General features: G+C 74.2%; 19 protein-coding genes. 10 read left to right on the forward strand and 9 right to left on the reverse strand.

The features are described from left to right. Nucleotides 1-179: 179 nt before the first annotated feature. Nucleotides 180-1,547 carry a cytochrome P450 gene (locus ACFOWE_RS11995; protein ID WP_377287345.1) on the reverse strand — a complete coding sequence of 456 codons (1,368 nt, stop codon included), beginning with the start codon at nucleotides 1,545-1,547 and terminating at the stop codon, nucleotides 180-182. Nucleotides 1,548-1,673: 126 nt separating this feature from the next. On the opposite strand from ACFOWE_RS11995, the gene ACFOWE_RS12000 reads away from it, so the two are divergent. After that, complete coding sequence (locus ACFOWE_RS12000; RefSeq protein ID WP_377287346.1) at nucleotides 1,674-2,324, forward strand: TetR/AcrR family transcriptional regulator; 651 nt, start codon at nucleotides 1,674-1,676, stop codon at nucleotides 2,322-2,324. 454 nt (nucleotides 2,325-2,778) lie between these two features. On the opposite strand, the gene ACFOWE_RS12005 is transcribed toward ACFOWE_RS12000, so the two are convergent. Next, on the reverse strand, nucleotides 2,779-4,314 hold the full coding sequence (locus ACFOWE_RS12005; protein ID WP_377287347.1) for an IclR family transcriptional regulator domain-containing protein: 1,536 nt from the start codon (nucleotides 4,312-4,314) through the stop codon (nucleotides 2,779-2,781). 202 nt (nucleotides 4,315-4,516) lie between these two features. On the opposite strand from ACFOWE_RS12005, the gene pcaH reads away from it, so the two are divergent. The 3 genes from pcaH to pcaDC all read left to right on the forward strand — a co-directional run bounded on the left by pcaH (nucleotide 4,517) and on the right by pcaDC (nucleotide 7,026). Next, entirely contained in the window at nucleotides 4,517-5,257 is a 741-nt protein-coding gene (pcaH, locus tag ACFOWE_RS12010; RefSeq protein ID WP_377287348.1) for a protocatechuate 3,4-dioxygenase subunit beta, read from the forward strand. Next, nucleotides 5,254-5,844 carry a protocatechuate 3,4-dioxygenase subunit alpha gene (gene pcaG, locus ACFOWE_RS12015; RefSeq protein ID WP_377287349.1) on the forward strand — a complete coding sequence of 197 codons (591 nt, stop codon included), beginning with the start codon at nucleotides 5,254-5,256 and terminating at the stop codon, nucleotides 5,842-5,844. The genes pcaH and pcaG overlap by 4 nt, the downstream gene beginning before the upstream one ends. Nucleotides 5,845-5,910: 66 nt before the next feature. Next, the gene (pcaDC, locus tag ACFOWE_RS12020; protein WP_377287350.1) at nucleotides 5,911-7,026 is read left to right on the forward strand and encodes a bifunctional 3-oxoadipate enol-lactonase/4-carboxymuconolactone decarboxylase PcaDC; all 1,116 of its coding nucleotides are present in this window, start codon (nucleotides 5,911-5,913) and stop codon (nucleotides 7,024-7,026) included. A gap of 67 nt (nucleotides 7,027-7,093) precedes the next feature. On the opposite strand, the gene ACFOWE_RS12025 is transcribed toward pcaDC, so the two are convergent. Together ACFOWE_RS12025 and ACFOWE_RS12030 are read right to left on the reverse strand one after the other, a co-directional pair. Continuing rightward, the gene (locus ACFOWE_RS12025; protein ID WP_377287351.1) at nucleotides 7,094-8,233 is read right to left on the reverse strand and encodes a methyl-accepting chemotaxis protein; all 1,140 of its coding nucleotides are present in this window, start codon (nucleotides 8,231-8,233) and stop codon (nucleotides 7,094-7,096) included. Nucleotides 8,234-8,305: 72 nt separating this feature from the next. Further along, nucleotides 8,306-8,704 (reverse strand): Tar ligand binding domain-containing protein, encoded by a 399-nt coding sequence (locus ACFOWE_RS12030; protein WP_377287352.1) that lies wholly within the window; start codon nucleotides 8,702-8,704, stop codon nucleotides 8,306-8,308. A 296-nt stretch (nucleotides 8,705-9,000) separates the two neighbouring features. Here ACFOWE_RS12030 and ACFOWE_RS12035 point away from each other — a divergent pair, with 296 nt between their 5' ends. Beyond that, on the forward strand, nucleotides 9,001-10,344 hold the full coding sequence (locus ACFOWE_RS12035; RefSeq protein WP_377287353.1) for a YibE/F family protein: 1,344 nt from the start codon (nucleotides 9,001-9,003) through the stop codon (nucleotides 10,342-10,344). A gap of 11 nt (nucleotides 10,345-10,355) precedes the next feature. On the opposite strand, the gene ACFOWE_RS12040 is transcribed toward ACFOWE_RS12035, so the two are convergent. After that, nucleotides 10,356-11,360, reverse strand: a complete 1,005-nt coding sequence (locus ACFOWE_RS12040; RefSeq protein WP_377287354.1) for a MerR family transcriptional regulator — start codon at nucleotides 11,358-11,360, stop codon at nucleotides 10,356-10,358. 6 nt (nucleotides 11,361-11,366) lie between these two features. After that, nucleotides 11,367-12,008, reverse strand: coding sequence for a HEAT repeat domain-containing protein (locus ACFOWE_RS12045; protein WP_377287355.1), 642 nt, complete (start codon nucleotides 12,006-12,008; stop codon nucleotides 11,367-11,369). Nucleotides 12,009-12,146: 138 nt separating this feature from the next. On the opposite strand from ACFOWE_RS12045, the gene ACFOWE_RS12050 reads away from it, so the two are divergent. From ACFOWE_RS12050 to ACFOWE_RS12060, 3 genes are read left to right on the forward strand one after another with little or no spacing between them, the layout of a single operon-like run. After that, nucleotides 12,147-12,296 carry a hypothetical protein gene (locus tag ACFOWE_RS12050; RefSeq protein WP_377287356.1) on the forward strand — a complete coding sequence of 50 codons (150 nt, stop codon included), beginning with the start codon at nucleotides 12,147-12,149 and terminating at the stop codon, nucleotides 12,294-12,296. 41 nt (nucleotides 12,297-12,337) lie between these two features. Further along, complete coding sequence (locus ACFOWE_RS12055) at nucleotides 12,338-12,679, forward strand: YciI family protein (RefSeq protein ID WP_377287357.1); 342 nt, start codon at nucleotides 12,338-12,340, stop codon at nucleotides 12,677-12,679. After that, complete coding sequence (locus ACFOWE_RS12060) at nucleotides 12,676-13,911, forward strand: RNA polymerase sigma factor (RefSeq protein ID WP_377287358.1); 1,236 nt, start codon at nucleotides 12,676-12,678, stop codon at nucleotides 13,909-13,911. The genes ACFOWE_RS12055 and ACFOWE_RS12060 overlap by 4 nt, the downstream gene beginning before the upstream one ends. Nucleotides 13,912-14,061: 150 nt before the next feature. On the opposite strand, the gene ACFOWE_RS12065 is transcribed toward ACFOWE_RS12060, so the two are convergent. Further along, the gene (locus ACFOWE_RS12065) at nucleotides 14,062-14,703 is read right to left on the reverse strand and encodes a class I SAM-dependent methyltransferase (RefSeq protein WP_377287359.1); all 642 of its coding nucleotides are present in this window, start codon (nucleotides 14,701-14,703) and stop codon (nucleotides 14,062-14,064) included. Nucleotides 14,704-14,708: 5 nt separating this feature from the next. After that, nucleotides 14,709-14,861 carry a hypothetical protein gene (locus ACFOWE_RS12070; protein WP_377287360.1) on the reverse strand — a complete coding sequence of 51 codons (153 nt, stop codon included), beginning with the start codon at nucleotides 14,859-14,861 and terminating at the stop codon, nucleotides 14,709-14,711. 89 nt (nucleotides 14,862-14,950) lie between these two features. Between ACFOWE_RS12070 and ACFOWE_RS12075 the strand changes: the two genes are divergently transcribed. After that, entirely contained in the window at nucleotides 14,951-15,568 is a 618-nt protein-coding gene (locus tag ACFOWE_RS12075; RefSeq protein ID WP_377287361.1) for a TetR/AcrR family transcriptional regulator, read from the forward strand. Between the two features lie 76 nt (nucleotides 15,569-15,644). Here ACFOWE_RS12075 and ACFOWE_RS12080 read toward each other — a convergent pair whose 3' ends face one another. Beyond that, nucleotides 15,645-16,865, reverse strand: a complete 1,221-nt coding sequence (locus ACFOWE_RS12080; RefSeq protein ID WP_377287362.1) for a sensor histidine kinase — start codon at nucleotides 16,863-16,865, stop codon at nucleotides 15,645-15,647. Between the two features lie 337 nt (nucleotides 16,866-17,202). Between ACFOWE_RS12080 and ACFOWE_RS12085 the strand changes: the two genes are divergently transcribed. Next, entirely contained in the window at nucleotides 17,203-18,081 is an 879-nt protein-coding gene (locus tag ACFOWE_RS12085) for an ATP-grasp domain-containing protein (protein ID WP_377287363.1), read from the forward strand. Nucleotides 18,082-18,160 lie beyond the last annotated feature (79 nt).

Below are 18,160 nucleotides of genomic sequence, written 5' to 3' on the forward strand. Positions count from 1 at the left end.
CCCGCGGCCCCGCCCGGCGTGTCCTCGCCGGTGCTCACCCGCCCGGCATGTGCCGCCGGAGGAAGGCGCGCGCCGCGGCCTGCGCCGGATCGGCTCCCGGGCCGGGCCGGAAGCCCAGGTGATCGTCGTTCTCCATCCGGTGCCGTTCCGCGCCGGGGATCCGCGCCGGCGCCGGGGCGTCAACGGTCACCGGACGAGCCCTCGTCCGGGGCGGTCCCCGGGACGGTGAAGGCGCACGGCAGGCGTTTGCAGCCGTTGACGAAGCTGGACAGCAGCCGGTCGGGCTCCCCGGCGGTGATGTCGGGCAGGCGGGTGAAAAGCTCGCGGAACATCACGGTGATCTCCCGGCGGGCCAGGTGCGCGCCCAGGCAGAAGTGCGGTCCCGGCCCGCCGAAACCGACGTGCGGGTTGGGGGAGCGGGTGATGTCGAAGGCGTCGGGGTCGGTGAAGACGGCCTCGTCGCGGTTGGCGGAGGCGTAGAACAGCATCACCTTGTCCCCGGCCCGGTAGCGGTGGCCGTTGATCTCGATGTCGCGGGTGAGGTTGCGGCGCATGAAGATGACGGGGCTGCTGTGGCGCACGATCTCCTCCACGGCGCCGGGGATGCGGCCCTCGAAGTCGGCCAGCAGCAGGCGCCGCTGGCCGGGGTGGTCGGTGAACAGCTTCAGGCCGTGGGCGATCGCGGTGCGGGTGGTCTCGTTGCCGGCCACCACCAGCAGCAGGAAGAACGCGGCGAACTCGCGCGGGCTCAGCCGTTCCCCGTCGATGTTGGCGTTGACCAGCGCGGAGGTCAGGTCGCCGGTCGGCGCGTTCCGGCGCCGGCGGCCGAGCCGGGCGGCCAGCCGGTGCAGCCGCCACCCGGCCAGCGCCACCGTGGTCAGCGCGCGGATCGTGCGCAGTGGCGAGACCCTCACCTCGCCGCCGGTGTAATCCGCTGTCGCGCCGACGTACTCGGGATCGGTGTAGCCGACCACGATGTTGGTCAGCTTCACCACCCGCGCGCGGTGGCGGGGCGGGATGCCGAGCATGTCGCAGATCACCTCGACCGGCAGTCGCGTCGCCACCTGGGCCACGAAGTCGCCGGGACCCGCCGCGATCAGCTCGTCGACGATCCGCGCGGCCCGCCGTGCGATGTCCTCCTCCGCTCCGGCCAGCATCCTGGGGGTGAACGCCCGGGAGACGACCCGGCGGATCTTGGCGTGCCGGGGGTCGTCCATGTCGATCATCGAGGTGAAGTATCCGCGCATCCAGCCGGGCATGTCGGTGGGGCTGGTGGCGCTGGGCTCGCTGCTGAAGACCTCGGGGCGGCGGCCGGCCTCCACCACGTCGGCGTGCCGGACCAGTGCCCAGTAGCCGGGATCACGCCGCAGGAAGGGAACCTTCGGCAACCGGAAGTACAGCGGGTGCGGCTGGGCGCGCAGCAGGGCGAAGGCCCGGGCGCGCTCGGCCGGTGGCCGGGCCCAGAACCTCAGGTCGCTCAGGTCGATGGCGTCCAGCGTGAGAAGGGACGGGAGAGGGGAGGAGGGCGCCGGCTCTTGCGTGGTCACGGGTGACCGCCTTTCCCTGCGCGGGCGGAGGACCATGCTTCTGGTGATAGACGACACCAGAAATTCTGGTGTCAAACATCACCAAATTCTGTGGAAGTGTCAAGGGCTACGGCACAATCGGATGCCGTGACCTCCTCGACCCCCTCCGCGCGCCCCTACCGCGGGATGCCGGCCGAACAACGCCGGGCTCGGCGCCGCGCCGCGCTGCTGGAGGCCGGCCTGGAAGTGCTGGGCCGCCACGGCTGGGCCACCGCGACCGTGCGAGGCGTGTGCAGGCAGGCCGGTCTGAACGACCGCTACTTCTACGAGAGCTTCACCGACCTGGACGCCCTGCTGCTGGCCGTCGTCGACGACCAGGCCGCCCAGGGCACCGCGGCGATCCTCGCCGCGGCCGCGGCCGCCCCCCCGCGCCTGCGCGCCCGCGCCCGCGCGGTGGTGGAGGCCATCGTGGACTTCCTGTCCGCCGACCCGCGCCGGGGCCGCATTCTGGCCCACGAGTTCTCGGCCCATCCGCTGCTGCAGCGCCGCCGCCACCTCGTCCAGAGTCTGGCGGCCATCTTCACCGCCCAGGTCCACGAACTGCTGGACGAGGTCCCCCTGTCCGCCACCGATCTCCACCTGACCGCCCTGACCGTCACCGCCGGCCTGTGGGACCTGCTGACCAGCTGGTTCCGCGGCGACCTGGAGATCGGGCGCGACCATCTCGTCGACTACGTCGTCGCCTTCCTGCTGACCACCACCGAACTGGCTCCGGCCCTGCGACACCGGCTGCGATGACCCCTGCCGCCGGTGAGCAGCCTGAACTCTGTCCGTAACATGAAGTCACCGGAGGCCGGTCACCTCCCGAGGTGCGTGGCGGTCAGGAGGCGGGGGCGACCGTGCCGGACCGGGGACGGGAAGCACCGCTGCCGGCGCTGCCGGACGGTGCCATGACCCACACCGCCACGCGGCTGCAGCGGCTGGTCGAGGACCTGCCGGCGGTCACCACCGGTGGCGAGCTGAGCATCACCCCCGCCCCGGTGGCGGTGGGCGAGATCGTCACCCAGGCGGTGCGGACGATGTCCGCCCGGACGCGCTCCGGGTGGGGGCTCGACCTTCCCCCTCACCCTTCCCCGCCCGCGGCCGGGTCCCTGAGAAGGCATCGACCACCGCGGCCGGCGCCGACGAGCTGGAACCGTACCGGCGCCGGTGGGAGGTCCGCGGTGCGGCCCGGCCGGAGCGGGTGCGGCCCTCACGGGGCCGCGGGGACGTGGCGGAGGTCCGCCTCGATCCGGGAGGCCGTTCCGGTGAGGGCGGGGAGGACGTCGCGGACCAGGTCGCCGGGGGTGGCGCGGCCGGCGTGGGTGGCGACGCCGAGGGCCGCGACGGTGCGGCCGGTGCGGTCGCGGACGGGCACGGCGATGGAGCGCACACCCTCCTCCAACTCCTGGTCGACCAGGGCGTAGCCGTCGCGGGCCGCCTGCCGTACGGCGTCGGCCGGCGCGGCCGGTTCGGCCGGGGAGGCGGCCGCGCGGCGGGCCGGCGGCCGGGGGGTGATCTCCGCCAGGCGCTCCTCGGGCAGGCCGGCCAGCAGGACGCGGCCCGTGGAGGTGGCGTGGGCGGGGAAGCGGGTGCCGACGGTGATGTCGACGCTCATGATGCCTGCCGTGGGCACGCGCACCACGTGGACGACGTCGCCGCCGGAGAGCACGGCGACCGAGGCCGACTCGCGGACCCTGGCCACCAGGTCCGCCAGATGCGGCTGGACGATCTGCTGGAAGGTCAGCCCCGACAGGTGGGCGTAGCCGAGCTCCAGCACCCGGGGGAGCAGGACGAACCGGGTGCCCTCGGCCGCCGCGTATCCCTGCTGCTCCAGCGATCGGACCGCGCGCCGTACGGTGGCGCGGGGCAGGCCGGTGGCCCGGGCGGCGTCGGCGAGGGTGAGCCCGCCGGGCGCCGAGCCGAGCGCGACCAGTACGGCCAGGCCACGGGCCAGCGACTGGAGGTACTCCGCGCCCAGTTCCGCCTTCACGGTCCGTGAGGGGTCCACGGCCCGTGAGGGGTCCACGGCCCGTGAGGGGTCCACGGCCCGTGAGGAGCCGACGGTCCGTGAGGGGGTCGCGGCTCCGGTGGAGCGGGGAGCGGGCGGGCCCTGCCGCAGGGTCGCCTCCATCGCCGCGACCGTCGCGCGCAGCCGGGGCAGCGCGTGCTCGCGCAGGCCCGCGATGTCGTGCCTGCTGGTGTGGCTGACCACACTGGCCGCGCAGACGGCTCTGCCGTCCGGGGCGTGCACCGGCAGGGCGACCGCGACCAGGCCCGGCTCGACGAGCTGGTCGTCCTCGGCGCACGGCGCCGCGGGGTCGCGCAGGGCCAGCCCGGCGGCGCAGCGGTCGGCGGGGAGCGTGTCCCCGACCCGGAAGGTGATCGACAGGGTGCGCCGCCGGGGGAACTGGGCGATGAACCGGACGTCCTCCCCGTCCGGCACGGCCAGCGAGACCGACTCGTCCAGCTCGTCGGCGAGCCGCCGGGCGTGCGGATCGAGCGCCCGGGGCAGCCCGGTGCAGGCCAGGTAGGCCGCGCCGAGCTCCGCCAGGGGAGGGGCGGGCAGCAGGTCGCGGCCCTCGGCCCGCAGGTAGCCCAGGCGCAGGAGGGTGGCCACGACGCGGTCGACCACTGATCGGGCCAGACCGGTGGCGCGGACCAGGTCGGTGGCGCGCATCCGCCGGGGCCCGGCGGACAGCGCGCGCAGCACGGCCAGGCCGCGCTCCAGGGTTCCGGCCGCTTCCATCGGTGCTCCTCGCTCAGCGGAGACCAGCGAAAGATCTTTGACAGGAGCGTCCCCGCTACGGATACTCGTCTCCACGTTAGCGAACGGAAGTTCACCAGGCGAACAGCTTGCCCGGTGGGCGCGGCGGATCGGCCGGTACGGCGGGGCGCTCGCGGGCATGCCCCCCGCGGCCCGGCCGTCATCCTCGAAAGGTAACCGCTCCATGTCCCTCACCCAGGCCGACATCGACCGGGAGATCGCCGAACGGCACGCCGCTGCCGCACCCGGCGACCACCCCGCGCGCGACTACGCCCCCTACCGCAGCACCCTGCTGCGCCACCCGGAGCAGCCTCTGGTCGCGGTGACCGACCCCGAGGCCGCCGAGCTGACCGGGCCGGTCTTCGGCGTCACCGACGTGACCGCCCTGGACAACGACCTGACCCGCCAGCACCCCGGCGAGCCGCTGGGCGAGCGCATCACCGTGCGCGGCCGGGTCACCGACCGCCACGGCCGCCCGGTCCGCGGGCAGCTCGTGGAGATCTGGCAGGCCAACGCCTCCGGCCGCTACCTCCACCAGCGCGACGACCACCCCGCGCCGCTGGACCCGAACTTCACCGGGGTCGGCCGCTGCCTGACCGGCGACGACGGCGAGTACACCTTCACCACGATCAAGCCGGGCGCCTACCCCTGGCGCAACCACGTCAACGCGTGGCGGCCCGCGCACATCCACTTCTCGCTGTTCGGCACGGCCTTCACCCAGCGCCTGGTCACCCAGATGTACTTCCCGGGCGACCCGCTCTTCCCCTACGACCCGATCCTGCAGTCGGTCACCGACGACCGGGCCCGGCAGCGGCTGGTCGCCGCCTACGCGCACGACCTGTCGGTGCCGGAGTGGTCGCTCGGCTACCGCTGGGACATCGTGCTGGACGGCCCCGCCGCGACCTGGACGGAGGAGGGCCGATGACATCCTCCGCGTCGGCGTCGAACCGTGACCGGTTCGCTGAGGGCCGCGGCACCGGTCCCACCCCCTCGCAGACCGTCGGGCCGTTCTACGGTTACGCGCTGCCCTTCCCCGGCGGCGGCGACCTCGCCCCGGCCGGCGACCCGGCCGCGATCACCGTGCACGGCCGCGTGCACGACGGCGCGGGCGACGCGGTGCCCGACGCGCTGCTGGAGTTCTGGCAGGCCGACCCCGCCGGGAGGCTCGTGGGTGCGCCGGGCAGCCTGCGCCGCGACCCGGTGACCGGCGAGGTCATCGGCAGGAACGGGGTCGACTTCACCGGCTTCGGCCGGGTCGCCACCGACGCCGACGGCCGCTGGGTACTGCGCACGCTCCCTCCGGGAAACGGCTACCTCAGCGTCTGCGTCTTCGCCCGCGGCCTGCTGCACCACCTGTTCACCCGGATCTACCTGGCGCACGACCCCTTCCTCGACACGTTGCCCGCCGGTCGCGGGCGCACGCTCCTGGCCGAGCGGGAGCGCGAGGGCGTGTACCGGTTCGACGTCCACCTGCAGGGTGAGAAGGAGACGGTCTTCCTTGACTTCGGATGACCCCGGCGTCGCGGGATCGGCGGGTCCGGGCGCCGCCCTGGCCGGCAGGGCGCTCGAGGAGGAGGGATGACGGCGCTGCACCACCGGATCGACGGCCCCGAGCAGGGCGAGCCGCTCGTCCTCGGGCCCTCGCTCGGCACCTCGCTGCGGGTCTGGGAACCGCAGCTGCCCGCCCTGGCCCGCCGCTTCCGCGTCGTCCGCTTCGACCTGCCCGGCCACGGCGGATCCGCTCCGGGCGCCTGCGGCGTGCGGACGATGGAGGACCTCGCCGGCCTCGTGCTGGAGACTGCCGACGCCTGCGGCCTCACCTCCTTCCACTACGCGGGGATCTCCATCGGCGGTGCGCTCGGCGCGACCCTGGCCGTATGGCATCCCGGGCGGGTGCGCTCCCTGGCGATGGTCTGCTCCTCCGCCCGCTTCGGCGAGCCGCGGGCGTGGCGGGAGCGGGCCGGGGCGGTCCGCGCCGCGGGGACGGGGCCGCTGGTGGAGGCCGCCGCCCGGCGGTGGTTCGCCGGTCCCGTACGGCAGCCGCTCCTCGACGACCTCGCCGCCGCCGACCCGGCCGGGTACGCCGCCTGCTGCGACGCCCTGGCCGGCTACGACCTGCGCGGCTCCCTCGCGCGGATCGCCGTCCCGACGCTGGTCCTGGCCGGGCGCGAGGACGCCGCGACGCCGCCCGCGCACGCCCGGCTGCTCGCCGACGGCATCCCCGGGGCCACCCTGGTGGAGGTCCCCGGAGCCGCCCACCTGGCGGGCGTCGACCGGCCGGAGCCGGTCACCGCCGCCCTGCTCGCGCACCTGCCCGCGCCGGAGGGGACGGCCGTCCGGCGCGAGGTGCTCGGCGACGACCACGTGGACCGGGCGATCGCCCGGACCACGGCCTTCACCCGCGACTTCCAGGACCTGATCACCCGCTACGCGTGGGGTGAGATCTGGACCCGGCCGGGCCTGGACCGCCGGACGCGCAGCTGTGTCACGCTGACCGCGCTGGTGGCCCGCGGCCATCTGGAGGAGCTGGCCATGCACGTGCGCGCGGCGCTGCGCAACGGCCTGTCGCCCGACGAGATCGGCGAGGTGCTGCTGCAGACCGCGGTCTACTGCGGGGTACCCGCCGCCAACGCGGCCTTCGCCGTCGCCCAGCGCGTGCTGGACGAGACCGCCCCCGGCGCCGCGGGGGAATGACCGCGGCGCCGCGCCCGGCGCCGGAAGGCCACCGGACGCGTTCAGGGAGCCGGCCGAGCCTCGTTCCTCAGTAGCGGAAGCCGGCCACCAGCCGGTGCAGCCGGTCCGACAGCTCGGCCAGGTCGGCCGCGGCCCGCCGGCTCTCGGTGACGCCCTCGGCCGTCACCTGCGCGGCGTCGGCCAGCACCGCGATGTTGGCCGCGATGCCGGAGCTGCCCCGCGCGGCCTCGCCGACGTTGCGGTTCATCTCGTTGGTGGTGGCGGACTGCTCCTCCACCGCGCTGGCGATGGTCAGCTGGTAGTCGTTGATCTTCCCGATGATCTCGGAGATCTCGGCGATCGCCGCGACCGCGCTCTCGGTGTCGAGCTGGATGGCCTCGACCCGCTTGGAGATGTCCTCGGTCGCCTTGGCGGTCTCCTGCGCCAGGTCCTTGACCTCCCCGGCGACGACCGCGAAGCCCTTGCCCGCGTCCCCGGCCCGCGCCGCCTCGATGGTGGCGTTGAGGGCCAGCAGGTTGGTCTGCTCGGCGATCGAGGTGATGGTCTTGATGACCGAGCCGATCTCCGCGCTGGAGGCGCCGAGCTTGGCGACGGTGTCGTTGGTGGAGGCGGCGACCGCCACCGCCTGGGAGGCGACCTTGGCCCCCTCGTTGGCGTTGTGCGCGATCTCCCGGATGGAGGCGCCCATCTCCTCGCTGCCCGCGGCGACCGTCTGCACGTTCTGCGAGACCTGGCTCGCAGCGGCGGCGACGTTCTCGGCCTGCGCGGAGGCCTCGTCGGCGCTGGAGGCGATGCGATCGCTGACGGCGGTCAGCTCGCCGGAGCTGACCGTCAGCGTGTCGGCGCTGGTGGCCAGCACCTCGATGGCCTGCCGGATCGAGCCGCCGGCCCGGTTGACCGCCACGGCCATCTGGCCGTTCTCGTCGCGGGAGGTCACCTCGGCGGTCTGCGTCAGATCGCCCTCGGCCATCCTGCCCAGCACACGCAGGACCGGGCGCAGCGAGCGCGTCATCTGGCTGGTCATCAGCAGGGAGAGGCTCGTCGAGAGCACCAGGCCGACGCCGAGCAGCACCAGGACCGTGGTGCGGGCGCCGTCGTAGCCGGTGGCGCCGGCGGCGGCCGTCTCCTCGGCGTGGTCCTGCTCCGGCTTCTTGAGGGCGGCCATGGAGGCGTTGATCTGGCCGGACAGCTCGGGGAAGCGGCTCATGTCGGCGGGGCTGTAGCCGGCCGGAAGCGCCTCACCGAACAGCCCGAAGCTCCGCAGGACCTGGAACTCCTGTCAGGCCGCCTCGAAGGAGGCGATGTTGTCCTGCACGTCGGTGACGTCGGCCGGCGCGACGGCCTTGTACGCCTCGAACGCCTCGGACACCTGCGCGGTGAGCCGCCTCACCTGCGAGGGGAGCTCCTTCTTCTCCTCGGGGTCGCCATCCACGGCCGTCGCGGTGGACAGCTCGTGCATGGTGGCCATGGCGCTCCAGACGTCGCCGATCCGGGCGACTTTGTCGTTGCTCTGTGCCATGCTGCCCATGTCGTCGTTCATCGCCGCCATGCGGGCCAGCCCGGACACGCCGATCGTGCCCGCCATGGCGGTCATCAGGAACATGATGATCGACACCTTGGTGGCCATGCGGCGGTCGGCGAACCAGCCCAGCAGGCGGTCGCGGCGCACGGTCACCACGGGCCGTGCGATGTCGGCGGGGGGGGTACGGTCACGATCAGATCCTTTCCAGTCCGAGACCGGTGAGCTGCGGGAGCAGCGGAAGCACACGGGGCTGTGCCCGCTCCATCGGCACCCGGGACCGGGATATGAGCCGATGGGCGACCTGCTGCGGACGGGGCAGGCCTGTCACGACGCGCGACGGCCTCCGCTAGTGTCCTGAGTCGTCCACCGGCGGAGCGGGATCGCTCTCCCGGCGTGACCGTCACATCAGAGGTGTCCGTCGAAGCGGAACAAGCTCAAGGAGAGCCTCGCCCATGGGCGCCAACCATTCCCACGGCTCGCACGGCCCCGCCCCGGCCGCCTCTCGGGCGACGGTGTGGGCGATCCTGGCGGTGATCGTCCCGCTGGCGGTCGCCACCGCGGCGGCGCTGGTCTGGCTGTGGCCGGCCGAGGAGGTCTCCACCGCGCAGCAGCCGTCACTGCAGCGGGTGAACGGGACCATCACCGCCGTCACCCTCACCCCCTGCCCCGAGGAGCCGCCGCTCGAAGGGCAGACGCAGCCGGCTCCGCCACCGGACCCGGCCACCTGCGGGGACGCCCGCGTCCAGCTGACCAGCGGCCCGCAGGCCGGTCAGAGCGTCACCTCCCCGCTGCCCAGCGGCCCGGGCGCGCAGCGCTTCGCCGCCGGTGACGACGTGGTGCTCATCCACACCCCCGACAGCGAGCTGGAGGTGCCGCCGTACCAGATCTCCGACCACGACCGCTCCTCGCCGCTGGCGCTGGCCGGCGCCGCCTTCGCGCTGGCGGTGGTCGCGTTCGGCCGCTGGCGCGGGGTGATGGCCCTGATCGGCCTGGGCGTCACCTTCGTGCTGCTGCTGGCCTTCGTCATCCCGGCGATCCTGGCCGGCAAGCCGCCGCTGCTGGTGGCCGTCGTCGGCGCGGCGGCGATCATGCTGGCCGTGCTGTACCTCACCCACGGTTTCACCGTCACCACCTCGGTGGCGATCGTGGGCACCGTGGCCAGCCTGACCCTGACCGGCGTGCTGGCCTACGCCGCCATCGGCCTGGTGCAGCTGAACGGCATCACCGACGAGAGCTCGTTCTATCTGGACACCAGCCACCGGATCAACACTCAAGGGCTGCTGCTGGCCAGCGTCATCATCGGATCCCTGGGCGTGCTGGACGACGTCACGGTCACCCAGGCCGCCACCGTCGCCGAACTGGCCCGCGCCAACCCGGGGTACGGGTTCGCGCGGCTGTACCGGGCCGCGGCCCGGGTCGGCCGCTCCCACATCGCCTCGGTGATCAACACGATCGTGCTGGCCTACGCGGGCGCGTCACTGCCGCTGCTGCTGCTGATCAGCGTCGGCGAGCAGCCGTTGGGCGAGGTGCTGACCAACCCGGTGCTCGCCCAGGAGATCGTCCGCAGTGTGGTGGGCACCCTGGGGCTGATCGCGGCCGTGCCGGTCACGACCGCGCTGGCCGCGCTGGCCTGCGCCCGCCGTACCGGTCCCGACCACGACCATGAGCACGACCGCGATCATGACCGCGACCACGGGCACGACCACGGGCACGAGCACGGCCGTGACCGCGGCGACCCGCCGCGCCGGGCCCGGCACCGGCGACCGCCCCAGGCGCTGCCCGACCCGGCCGGCTGACACCCGACCCGTCACCGGGCGTCGCGTATCCCGAGGATGTACGCCGCGGTGAGCGCGACGGCGCGGTCCTCGTCATGGGAGAGCTCCGCGAGGGCCCGTGACGCCGTGGCTCCCGGGATCTCCGCGAGCGCCTGCGTCAGCCGCAGGCGTGCGGACGGTCCGACGGCGCCGTGGGCGAGGCGGTCGACGAGCCCGGCGGCGATCCGGTCCGCCAGCGCGGGGCGGCTCGCCAGCACGCCCAGGGCGTCGGCGGCATCGACGTCGTTCGTCCCCTCGGCGACGATGTCGATGAGCGTCGGGACCGTGTCGGCCACCCCACGTGCCCCGAGCGCCAGAGCCGCGTACCTGCGGACCACGACGTCGGGATTGGCGAGGGCGTCCCGCAGCACTGCGGTCGCCTCGCCGCCCGGAATCTCGGCGATGGACCGGACGGCACGTTCGCGCACCTCGGCCACCGGCGAGCCGAGGCCCTCCGCCAGCAGCGCCGAGCCGTCCTCGCCCGACTGCGCCAGCGCCCAGTGGAGGGCTCCGGCGACGTTCGGGTCCGTCTCGCTCAGCGCTGCCTCGACCAGCGCCTCCACCGGCGCCGGAGCCTCTTCGAGTGAGGACAGGGCCGCGCGCTGGCGTCGGCCGGCGCTCTTCGACCCCAGCGCCTGCAGGAGCGCGACGGTCTGCAGGACGTCCTCCCAGGCGGCGGGCTCGGCGGCGTCGATCCGGCGCAGCCGCGTGAGCAGCTCCGTCTCGGCCGCGATGCGCTCCCGCGTCCGGCGGATGAGGTCGTCGACGAGTTCCGAGGGCGTGAATCCGGGGTCATCGAGCGCGCGCTTGACGTCACGCAGCGACAACCCCAGGGACCGCAGGCTCTCGATGTGGAGGAGCCGCCGGATGTCCTCACCGGAGTACTCCCGGTAGCCCGCGCCGCTGCGGCCCGTCGGCCGTACCAGGCCGAGCGAGTCGTAGTGCCTGAGCATGCGGGCGCTGACCCCGGACCGCCGGGCCACCTCACCGATCAACACCGCCTGTCACTCCTCCTTACCGGTGCCGCCGAGGGCCACGGCGCGCTTGGCCTCCCCGATCGCGAACTCGAATCCGGCATCCGGGTCGCGCAACAGCCGTTCCGTGGCGATCGCGTGCGCGCGCACGCGCGGGTCGAGAGCCGTCATCGCGGCGCGCAGCACGGGAACGGTCACCTCGCCGAGCGCGACCAGCGCCCGGCTGAGGCTCAGCTGCGTCTCACGTCCGCCGCGCCCGAGCTGTCTCGACAACATCGCGGCCAATCCGGGCTCCTCACCTTCGGGCACGAGCACGACCGCCGCCCGCCAGGCGCTCCGTGCCACCTCGTCGTCGGCGTCGGACAGCAGCGCCCAGGTGATCGCCGGCCACACCCGCCGATCCCCGATCTTGGACAGTGTGTGCAGCGCCTGGCTCCGTGCCTGCGCACGCGTCGAGCGGAGTTCCCCGAGAAGCGCCGGGACCGTCATGGACGCCGAGTGGCGGGTGAGCGCCCACGTCAGCATATCGCGCACGTAGAATTCGGGCTCGATCGCGCATCGCTCGATGAGCCTGTCGACGAACCGCGGGTCAGGGGCCGTGCCGATCGCCATCGCCGCCCGCAGCCGCACCGACGAGCGGCCGTCCTCCAGCTCCTGGAGCAGCCGGATCATGTCCGTGTCCTGTTTCCGCATGGTCATCGGGACCACCTCCTCGGCGACAGTGAAGGCCTTGTCACTGTGTCAAGGTCAAGCGGGACCACCGGGGACCCCGGCGCGATCCGAGTGCGACGATCTTCACCGGAGTGTCGTGTGGGCCCGGTCGCCGATCGTCTTTCCGGTGAGGCCGGTGAGGCCGGTGAGCGGGCCGCCCTCGCCTTCCACGCCCGGCGCGGGCCGGAGTCCGCGCTCGGTCCGGACGGCACCGGCATCGACCTGTACGCAGCCCTGCCCGCCACCTGATGCCGGCCCTGTCCCAGCCCTTCGACCAGAGGAGACCACGGATGAAGTACGTGCTGATGTTCGTCGAGACCGAGCAGTTCGCCCGGGACCTGGAGACGATGGGCGAGGCCGAACGGGAGGCGGCGTACGAGGCGGTGGGCCGCTGGTTCGCCGAGCACGCCGACAAGATCACCCACCACACCCACCTGTACCCGGTGCACACCGCCACCACGGTGCGGCTGGACGGCGGCGGCGAGCCGGTCGTCACCGACGGGCCGTTCGTGGAGGGCAAGGAGGTGGTCAGCGGGTTCGCCGAGGTCGAGGTGGCCGACCTGGACGAGGCGCTGGCCCTGGCGAGATCCTGGCCGGCGTGCCCGGTGGTGGAGATCCGTCCCGCCTCATGACCGGTGGGACGGCCGGGCGGCCCGGGCACACGGGTGGGCCGCAGACGCACGAGGCGCTGGCCCGCGTGGTGCGCGAGCACGCGGGCCGGCTGGCCGCGTCCCTGATGTCGTTGCTGGGCGACTTCTCCGCGGCGGAGGACCTGGTGCAGGACGCGGTCGAGACGGCGTTGCGCCGCTGGCCGGTCGAGGGCGTGCCGGAGCGGCCGGACGCCTGGTTGTTCACCGTGGCCCGGCGGCGCGGCCTGGACGTGCTGCGCCGCGAGTCGACCCACCGCGCCAAGCTCGCCCAGCTGACCTGGCCGATGCCCGCCGAGCCGGACGACCGGCTGCGGCTGGTCCTCACCTGCTGCCACCCGGCGCTGCCGCGCCCCGCGCAGATCGCCCTCACCCTGCGGGTGGTGTGCGGGCTGAGCACCGCGCAGATCGCCGCGGCGTTCCTGGTGCCCGAGACCACGGTGGCCCAGCGCATCACCCGGGCCAAGCGGAAGATCGCCGAAGCCGGGATCCCGTACCGCGTCCTGGCCGCGCACGAGCTGCCCGGGCGGCTGGAGCAGGTGCTGGCGGTCGTCTACCTGCTGTTCAACGAGGGATATCTGTCCAGCACCGCCGAGCGCGCCCAGGCGCGCGACCTGGTCGCCGACGCCGAGTGGCTGGCCGCGCTGCTGGTGAACCTGATGCCGAAGGAGCCGGAGGCCGCCGGGCTGCTGGCGCTGATCCGGCTGCACCGGGCGCGCGGCGCGGCCCGTTTCGACGCCGCGGGCCGCCTGGTGCTCCTGGCCGACCAGGACCGCACCCTGTGGGACCGGGCGTCCGTAGAGGACGCCGTCGCGCTGCTCACCCGCACCGCCCGCGCCCACCGGCGGCCGGGGCCGTACCAGCTGCAGGCCGCGATCGTCGCCTGCCACGCCGAGGCCGAGACCTTCGCCGGCACAGACTGGCGGCAGATCACGGTGCTGTACGACATGTTGCTGGCGCTGGCGCCGTCCCCGGTGACCCGGCTGCACCGGGCCGTCGCGGTGCGCTACGCCGCCGGACCCGGGGCGGCGCTGGCCGAGCTGGAACGGCTCGGCGGGGCGCTGGAGCGCTATCCGCTCTTCCACGCCACCCGCGCCGAGCTGCTGCGGGCTCTGGGCCGCCACGCCGAGGCCAGGACGTCGGACGCGCGGGCGCTGGAGCTGACCGCCAACCCCGCCCAGCAGGCGCTGCTGGAAGAGCGGCTGCGCTGGGACTGATCCGGCCCGGGCGTTCCGGCCGCCGCCTCCTCGTATCCGGCCATCTGGGGGCTGGGGCAGGCGGCAGCGGGACCGGCAGTCTGCAGCCGGCCGCCCTTCCACCCGGTTGACGCGTTCACCTGGCCGACGGACCGGCGCGGTGGATGCCGGTCAGCGGCCGTTGGCGGCCACGGCGGTTCCCCGCGTGTGGAAGGAGAACGGGGTGCGGGCCGCGGGCAGCAGGAAGCGCTCCAGCGCGGTGATGGTGAACCCGGCCCGCTCGATCATGACGACGGTGTCGCGGCCGGTGTGGCAGCCGCCGGCCAGGCGCGGCCACACGGTCGCGTCCAGCAGCCGCTGCAGGCGCACCAGGCCGACGGAGTCCGCGCGCCCGTGCTCCAGGAACCGCAGCCGCCCGCCCGGCCCGAGCACCCGCCGCGCCTCGGCCAGCGCCGCATCGACCTCCGGCAGTGAGCACAGCACCAGGCAGAACACCACCGCATCGGCGCTGCGGTCGGCGATCGGCAGGCGCTCGGCCACGGCCCCGGTGACCTCCACGGGAACCGGGGCCACGGCGGCGGCCGTGCGGGCGATCCTCCGCAACCGGGACTCCGGCTCGACGGCGAGCACGCCGGTGACGGCGGGCGGGTAGTGGGCGAAGTTCGCCCCGTGGCCCGCGCCGACCTCGATCACCCGCCCGGCCAGGGGCGCCAGCAGCGATCGGCGGTGCTCGGCCATGCCGCCCTCGTCCATGGCGGCGGCCAGCCGGGGATAGACCCGGCCGAAGACCGGCCTGCGGGTACTCGTCCTCATGGAGGTCACCAGGTGACCGGAAGCGCGGTCAGCCCGCCGGTCGGCATGTTCGGGTCGAAGGCCGGCTCCTCCACCGCGCGGTCCAGCTCGAGCGCGGGGAAGCGGGCGGGCCGCGTCGGGCGGAGCTGCTCGAACGGCGGTCGGGCGGGTCCGGACATGACTCCTCCACAAATAGACCATGCTTTATATACATCGTTGTATAAAACGCTACTTGTATACTCATTGTTCTACAAGTGGAGGAGCGGAGATGACCACCCCCGACCCCGGCGGTCCCCGGGCCGACGCCCTCGCACCGGCCGGACCGCCGCCGGTACGCCGGCTCCGCCGCACCGAGCGCCGCGAGCAGATCCTCGACGCCGCCACCCGCGCCTTCGCCCGCGCCGGGTACGCCGCCACCGGCCTGGACGACGTCGCCGCCGAGGCCGGGCTCACCCGGGCCATGCTGTACCGGCACTTCGAGTCCAAAGCCGACCTGTACCGGGCCGTGCTGGACCGCGCCTGCCTGCGGCTGGCCGAGGCCACCGGAGCCGACGACTTCGACGGGGACGCCATCCCCGCGCTGCTGCGCGCCGCCGCCGCCGATCCCGACGGTTTCCGGCTGCTGTTCCGCCACGCCGCCCGCGAGCCGGACTTCCGCGACCTGACCGACTCCATCACCACCGCCTCCCGCGAGGTCGCCCACCGCAACCTGGCCAGAGCCATCCCGGCGGGGCCGTGGCTGGACTGGGCCGCGAACCTGATCCCCACCTTGACCGTCGAGGCGGTCATCGCCTGGCTGGACGCCGGCCGGCCCGACCCCGAGGCCGCCGCGAGCCGCGTCGACCAGGCCGTGCGCGGCGTCATCGCCGCCGCCCGACCTCACTGACACGGCATGACCGCCGTCCGCACCGGCGACCGAGGGTATGACGGCGCCCCGCCGCGCGGTTCCCGCCGGAGCGGTGTCACGGGCACGGGGCCGGGCCGGGCAGGGTCAGCCGGACCCGGGTGCCGCGCCCGGTCAGGCTGTCGATCCGCATGCCGCCGCCGTGCATGCGGGCGATCTTCTCCGCGATGGACAGGCCGAGCCCGCTGCCGCCGATCGCGCGGTCCTCGGCGTGGGCGCCCCGGTAGAAGTCGTCGCGGACGTGGTCGATCTCGGCCGGGCCGATGCCGATGCCGGTGTCGCACACCTCCACCGCCGGGGCGGGTTCGACGTGCGCGATGACGTCGATGCGCCCGCCCGGCGGGGTGAACTTGACGGCGTTGTCCAGGAGCTGTTCGATCGCGTGCCGCATGCGGGCGGCGTCGGCGCGGACCGGCACCGGGACGGGGGCGTGCACGGTCACGGTCAGGCCCCCGGCTCGGGCCCGCTCGGCCAGGGCGGCGGCCGCCTGCCGGGCCAGGTCGGCCAGGTCGGCCGATGCCAGAGTGAAGGGCACGGTCCGGGCGTTGAGGCTGGCGACCAGCAGCAGCCTGTCCAGCAGTTCGCCGAGACGGGCGCTGTTGCGGTCGATGACGGCCAGGAACTGCTGCTCGGTGGTCTCATCCAGGCCGCCGTCCTGGATGAGCTGCAGGTAGGAGCGGATGGAGGTCAGCGGGGTGCGCAGCTCGTGGTTGACGGTGCGCAGGAACTGGTTCTTCAACTCCTCCAGTTCCTTCAACCGGTGTTCGACCAGCTGGGCGCGGCGGCTGTGCCGGTGCAGCTCGGCCAGGTGCGCCACGCCGTCCGCCAGCGTGGGCAGGATCCCGCGCTGCTCGGGGAGGAGCCGGCGGGGGCGGTGGTCGGCCACGAACACGGCGCCCAGGGCGTGGCCGCCGCTGGTGACGATGGGAGCGCCGGCGTAGAAGCGCATGTACGGCTCGCCCTGGACGGCCGGGTCGTGGCGGAAGCGCTCGTCGGCCAGGGCGTCGTGGACCTCCAGCACGTCGCGGCCGCGGATGGCGTGGGAGCAGAACGACATCTGCCCGCGGCCGATACCGGTCAGGTCGATGCCGTGGCGTCCCTTGAAGTGCTGGTAGCCGGCGTCCATGAGGTTGACCACGCCGATCGGGGCGCGGCAGACGTAGGCGGCCACGTCGGCGATGGCACGGTAGTCCGCCTCCAGCGCGGCGTCCAGGGCGTGCGACTCCTGCAGTTCCCGGATCCGCTCGGCCTCGTCGCTCGGCCACGGTAGGGAGGTCATCGCCCCTCCTCGCTCTGCTTCTCCCCGGGGGCGCCTGGTCGGTGGGTGGACGATCCCGCCGTGGTGCCGGTCGGACGGGATGCCGTCTGTCGTTCTACCCGGGTATCCGGGCGGTTCACAGCCGTGGCGCAAGGGAGCCGGCCGGTGTCCGGCCGGGTCGGTGAGGGCAGGGCCGGACGCCGGGCCGTCCGGGAGCCGGCATCCGGTGGAGCCGCGCGGACCGGCTCCGGCCCGCGGGGGACGGCGCGTCCGGCGGCTCCCGGCCCCGGGACCGGAGCGTGCCGGGTGAGCGATATCCAGGTGAGGCCGGCGCGAAGGGCTCGTATCCTCACGGATCATGACCATGGGTTTTCTGTTCTGCGCCGATCCGCTCCGGCCCCGGCGGGCCGACCCGCACTTCGAGCCGGAGGCGCTGGCCGTACGGGACGGAGACGGGCGGGTGGCGCTGATCGATCACGACGCGCTGGTGGCGGGCCGGCCCGGGGAGGCGGTGGCGCGGGTGCCGGACGGGTTCGGCCCGGTCTGGTACCGCGGCTGGATGCTCCGCTCCGGGCAGTACGCGGCGCTGGAGGAGGCGCTGCGGGCCAGAGGCTGCCGCCTGCTCACCGACGCGGGAGCCTACCGCCGCGCCCACGAGCTGCCCGGTTGGCTGCACTGCTTCCGGGAGCTGACGCCGCGCACGGTCGTGGTGCCGATGGCGCCGGGTGAGCGTGCGCCGCACGGGCGGCGGCTGGCCCGGCTGGCGGAAGGGCTGGGGGAGGCGGGCTTCGTGGTCAAGGACTACGTCAAGTCGCGTAAGCACGAGTGGCTGCAGGCGTGCTACGCGCCCGACCCGGACGCGCTGGAGCGGGTCGCCGCGCGCTTCGTCGAGCTGCAGGGCGAGGACCTGACCGGCGGCCTGGTGATCCGGGACTTCGAGCACTTCACCGGGGCGCAGGTGCGGGTCTGGTGGCTGGACGGGGAGGTGGTGTCCGCCGGGCCGCACCCCGACAGCCCCGGGGACGCCGTCGAGCGGCCCGAGATCCTGGGCGACGTGCGCGAGGCGGTGCGGAGCCTCGGCGCCCGGTTCGTCACGACCGATCTCGTACGGCGGGCCGACGGGGCCTGGCGGGTCATCGAGGTGGGTGACGGCCAGGTCAGCGACCGGCCCTCCACGGCCGATCCCGGGGTGCTGACCGGAGCGCTGCTCGGGGCCGGGAGCACGGCCTCCGCGTGAGCGCACACGGTCCCGGCTCCGCCGCGGATCCCGGTGCCCGCCGCGGCACGCCCGGTCGTGACGGGCGCGGCACCGGCCT

It is taken from the genome of Planomonospora corallina, from assembly GCF_042650625.1.
GTDB classification, from domain to species: Bacteria; Actinomycetota; Actinomycetes; order Streptosporangiales; family Streptosporangiaceae; genus Planomonospora_B; species Planomonospora_B corallina.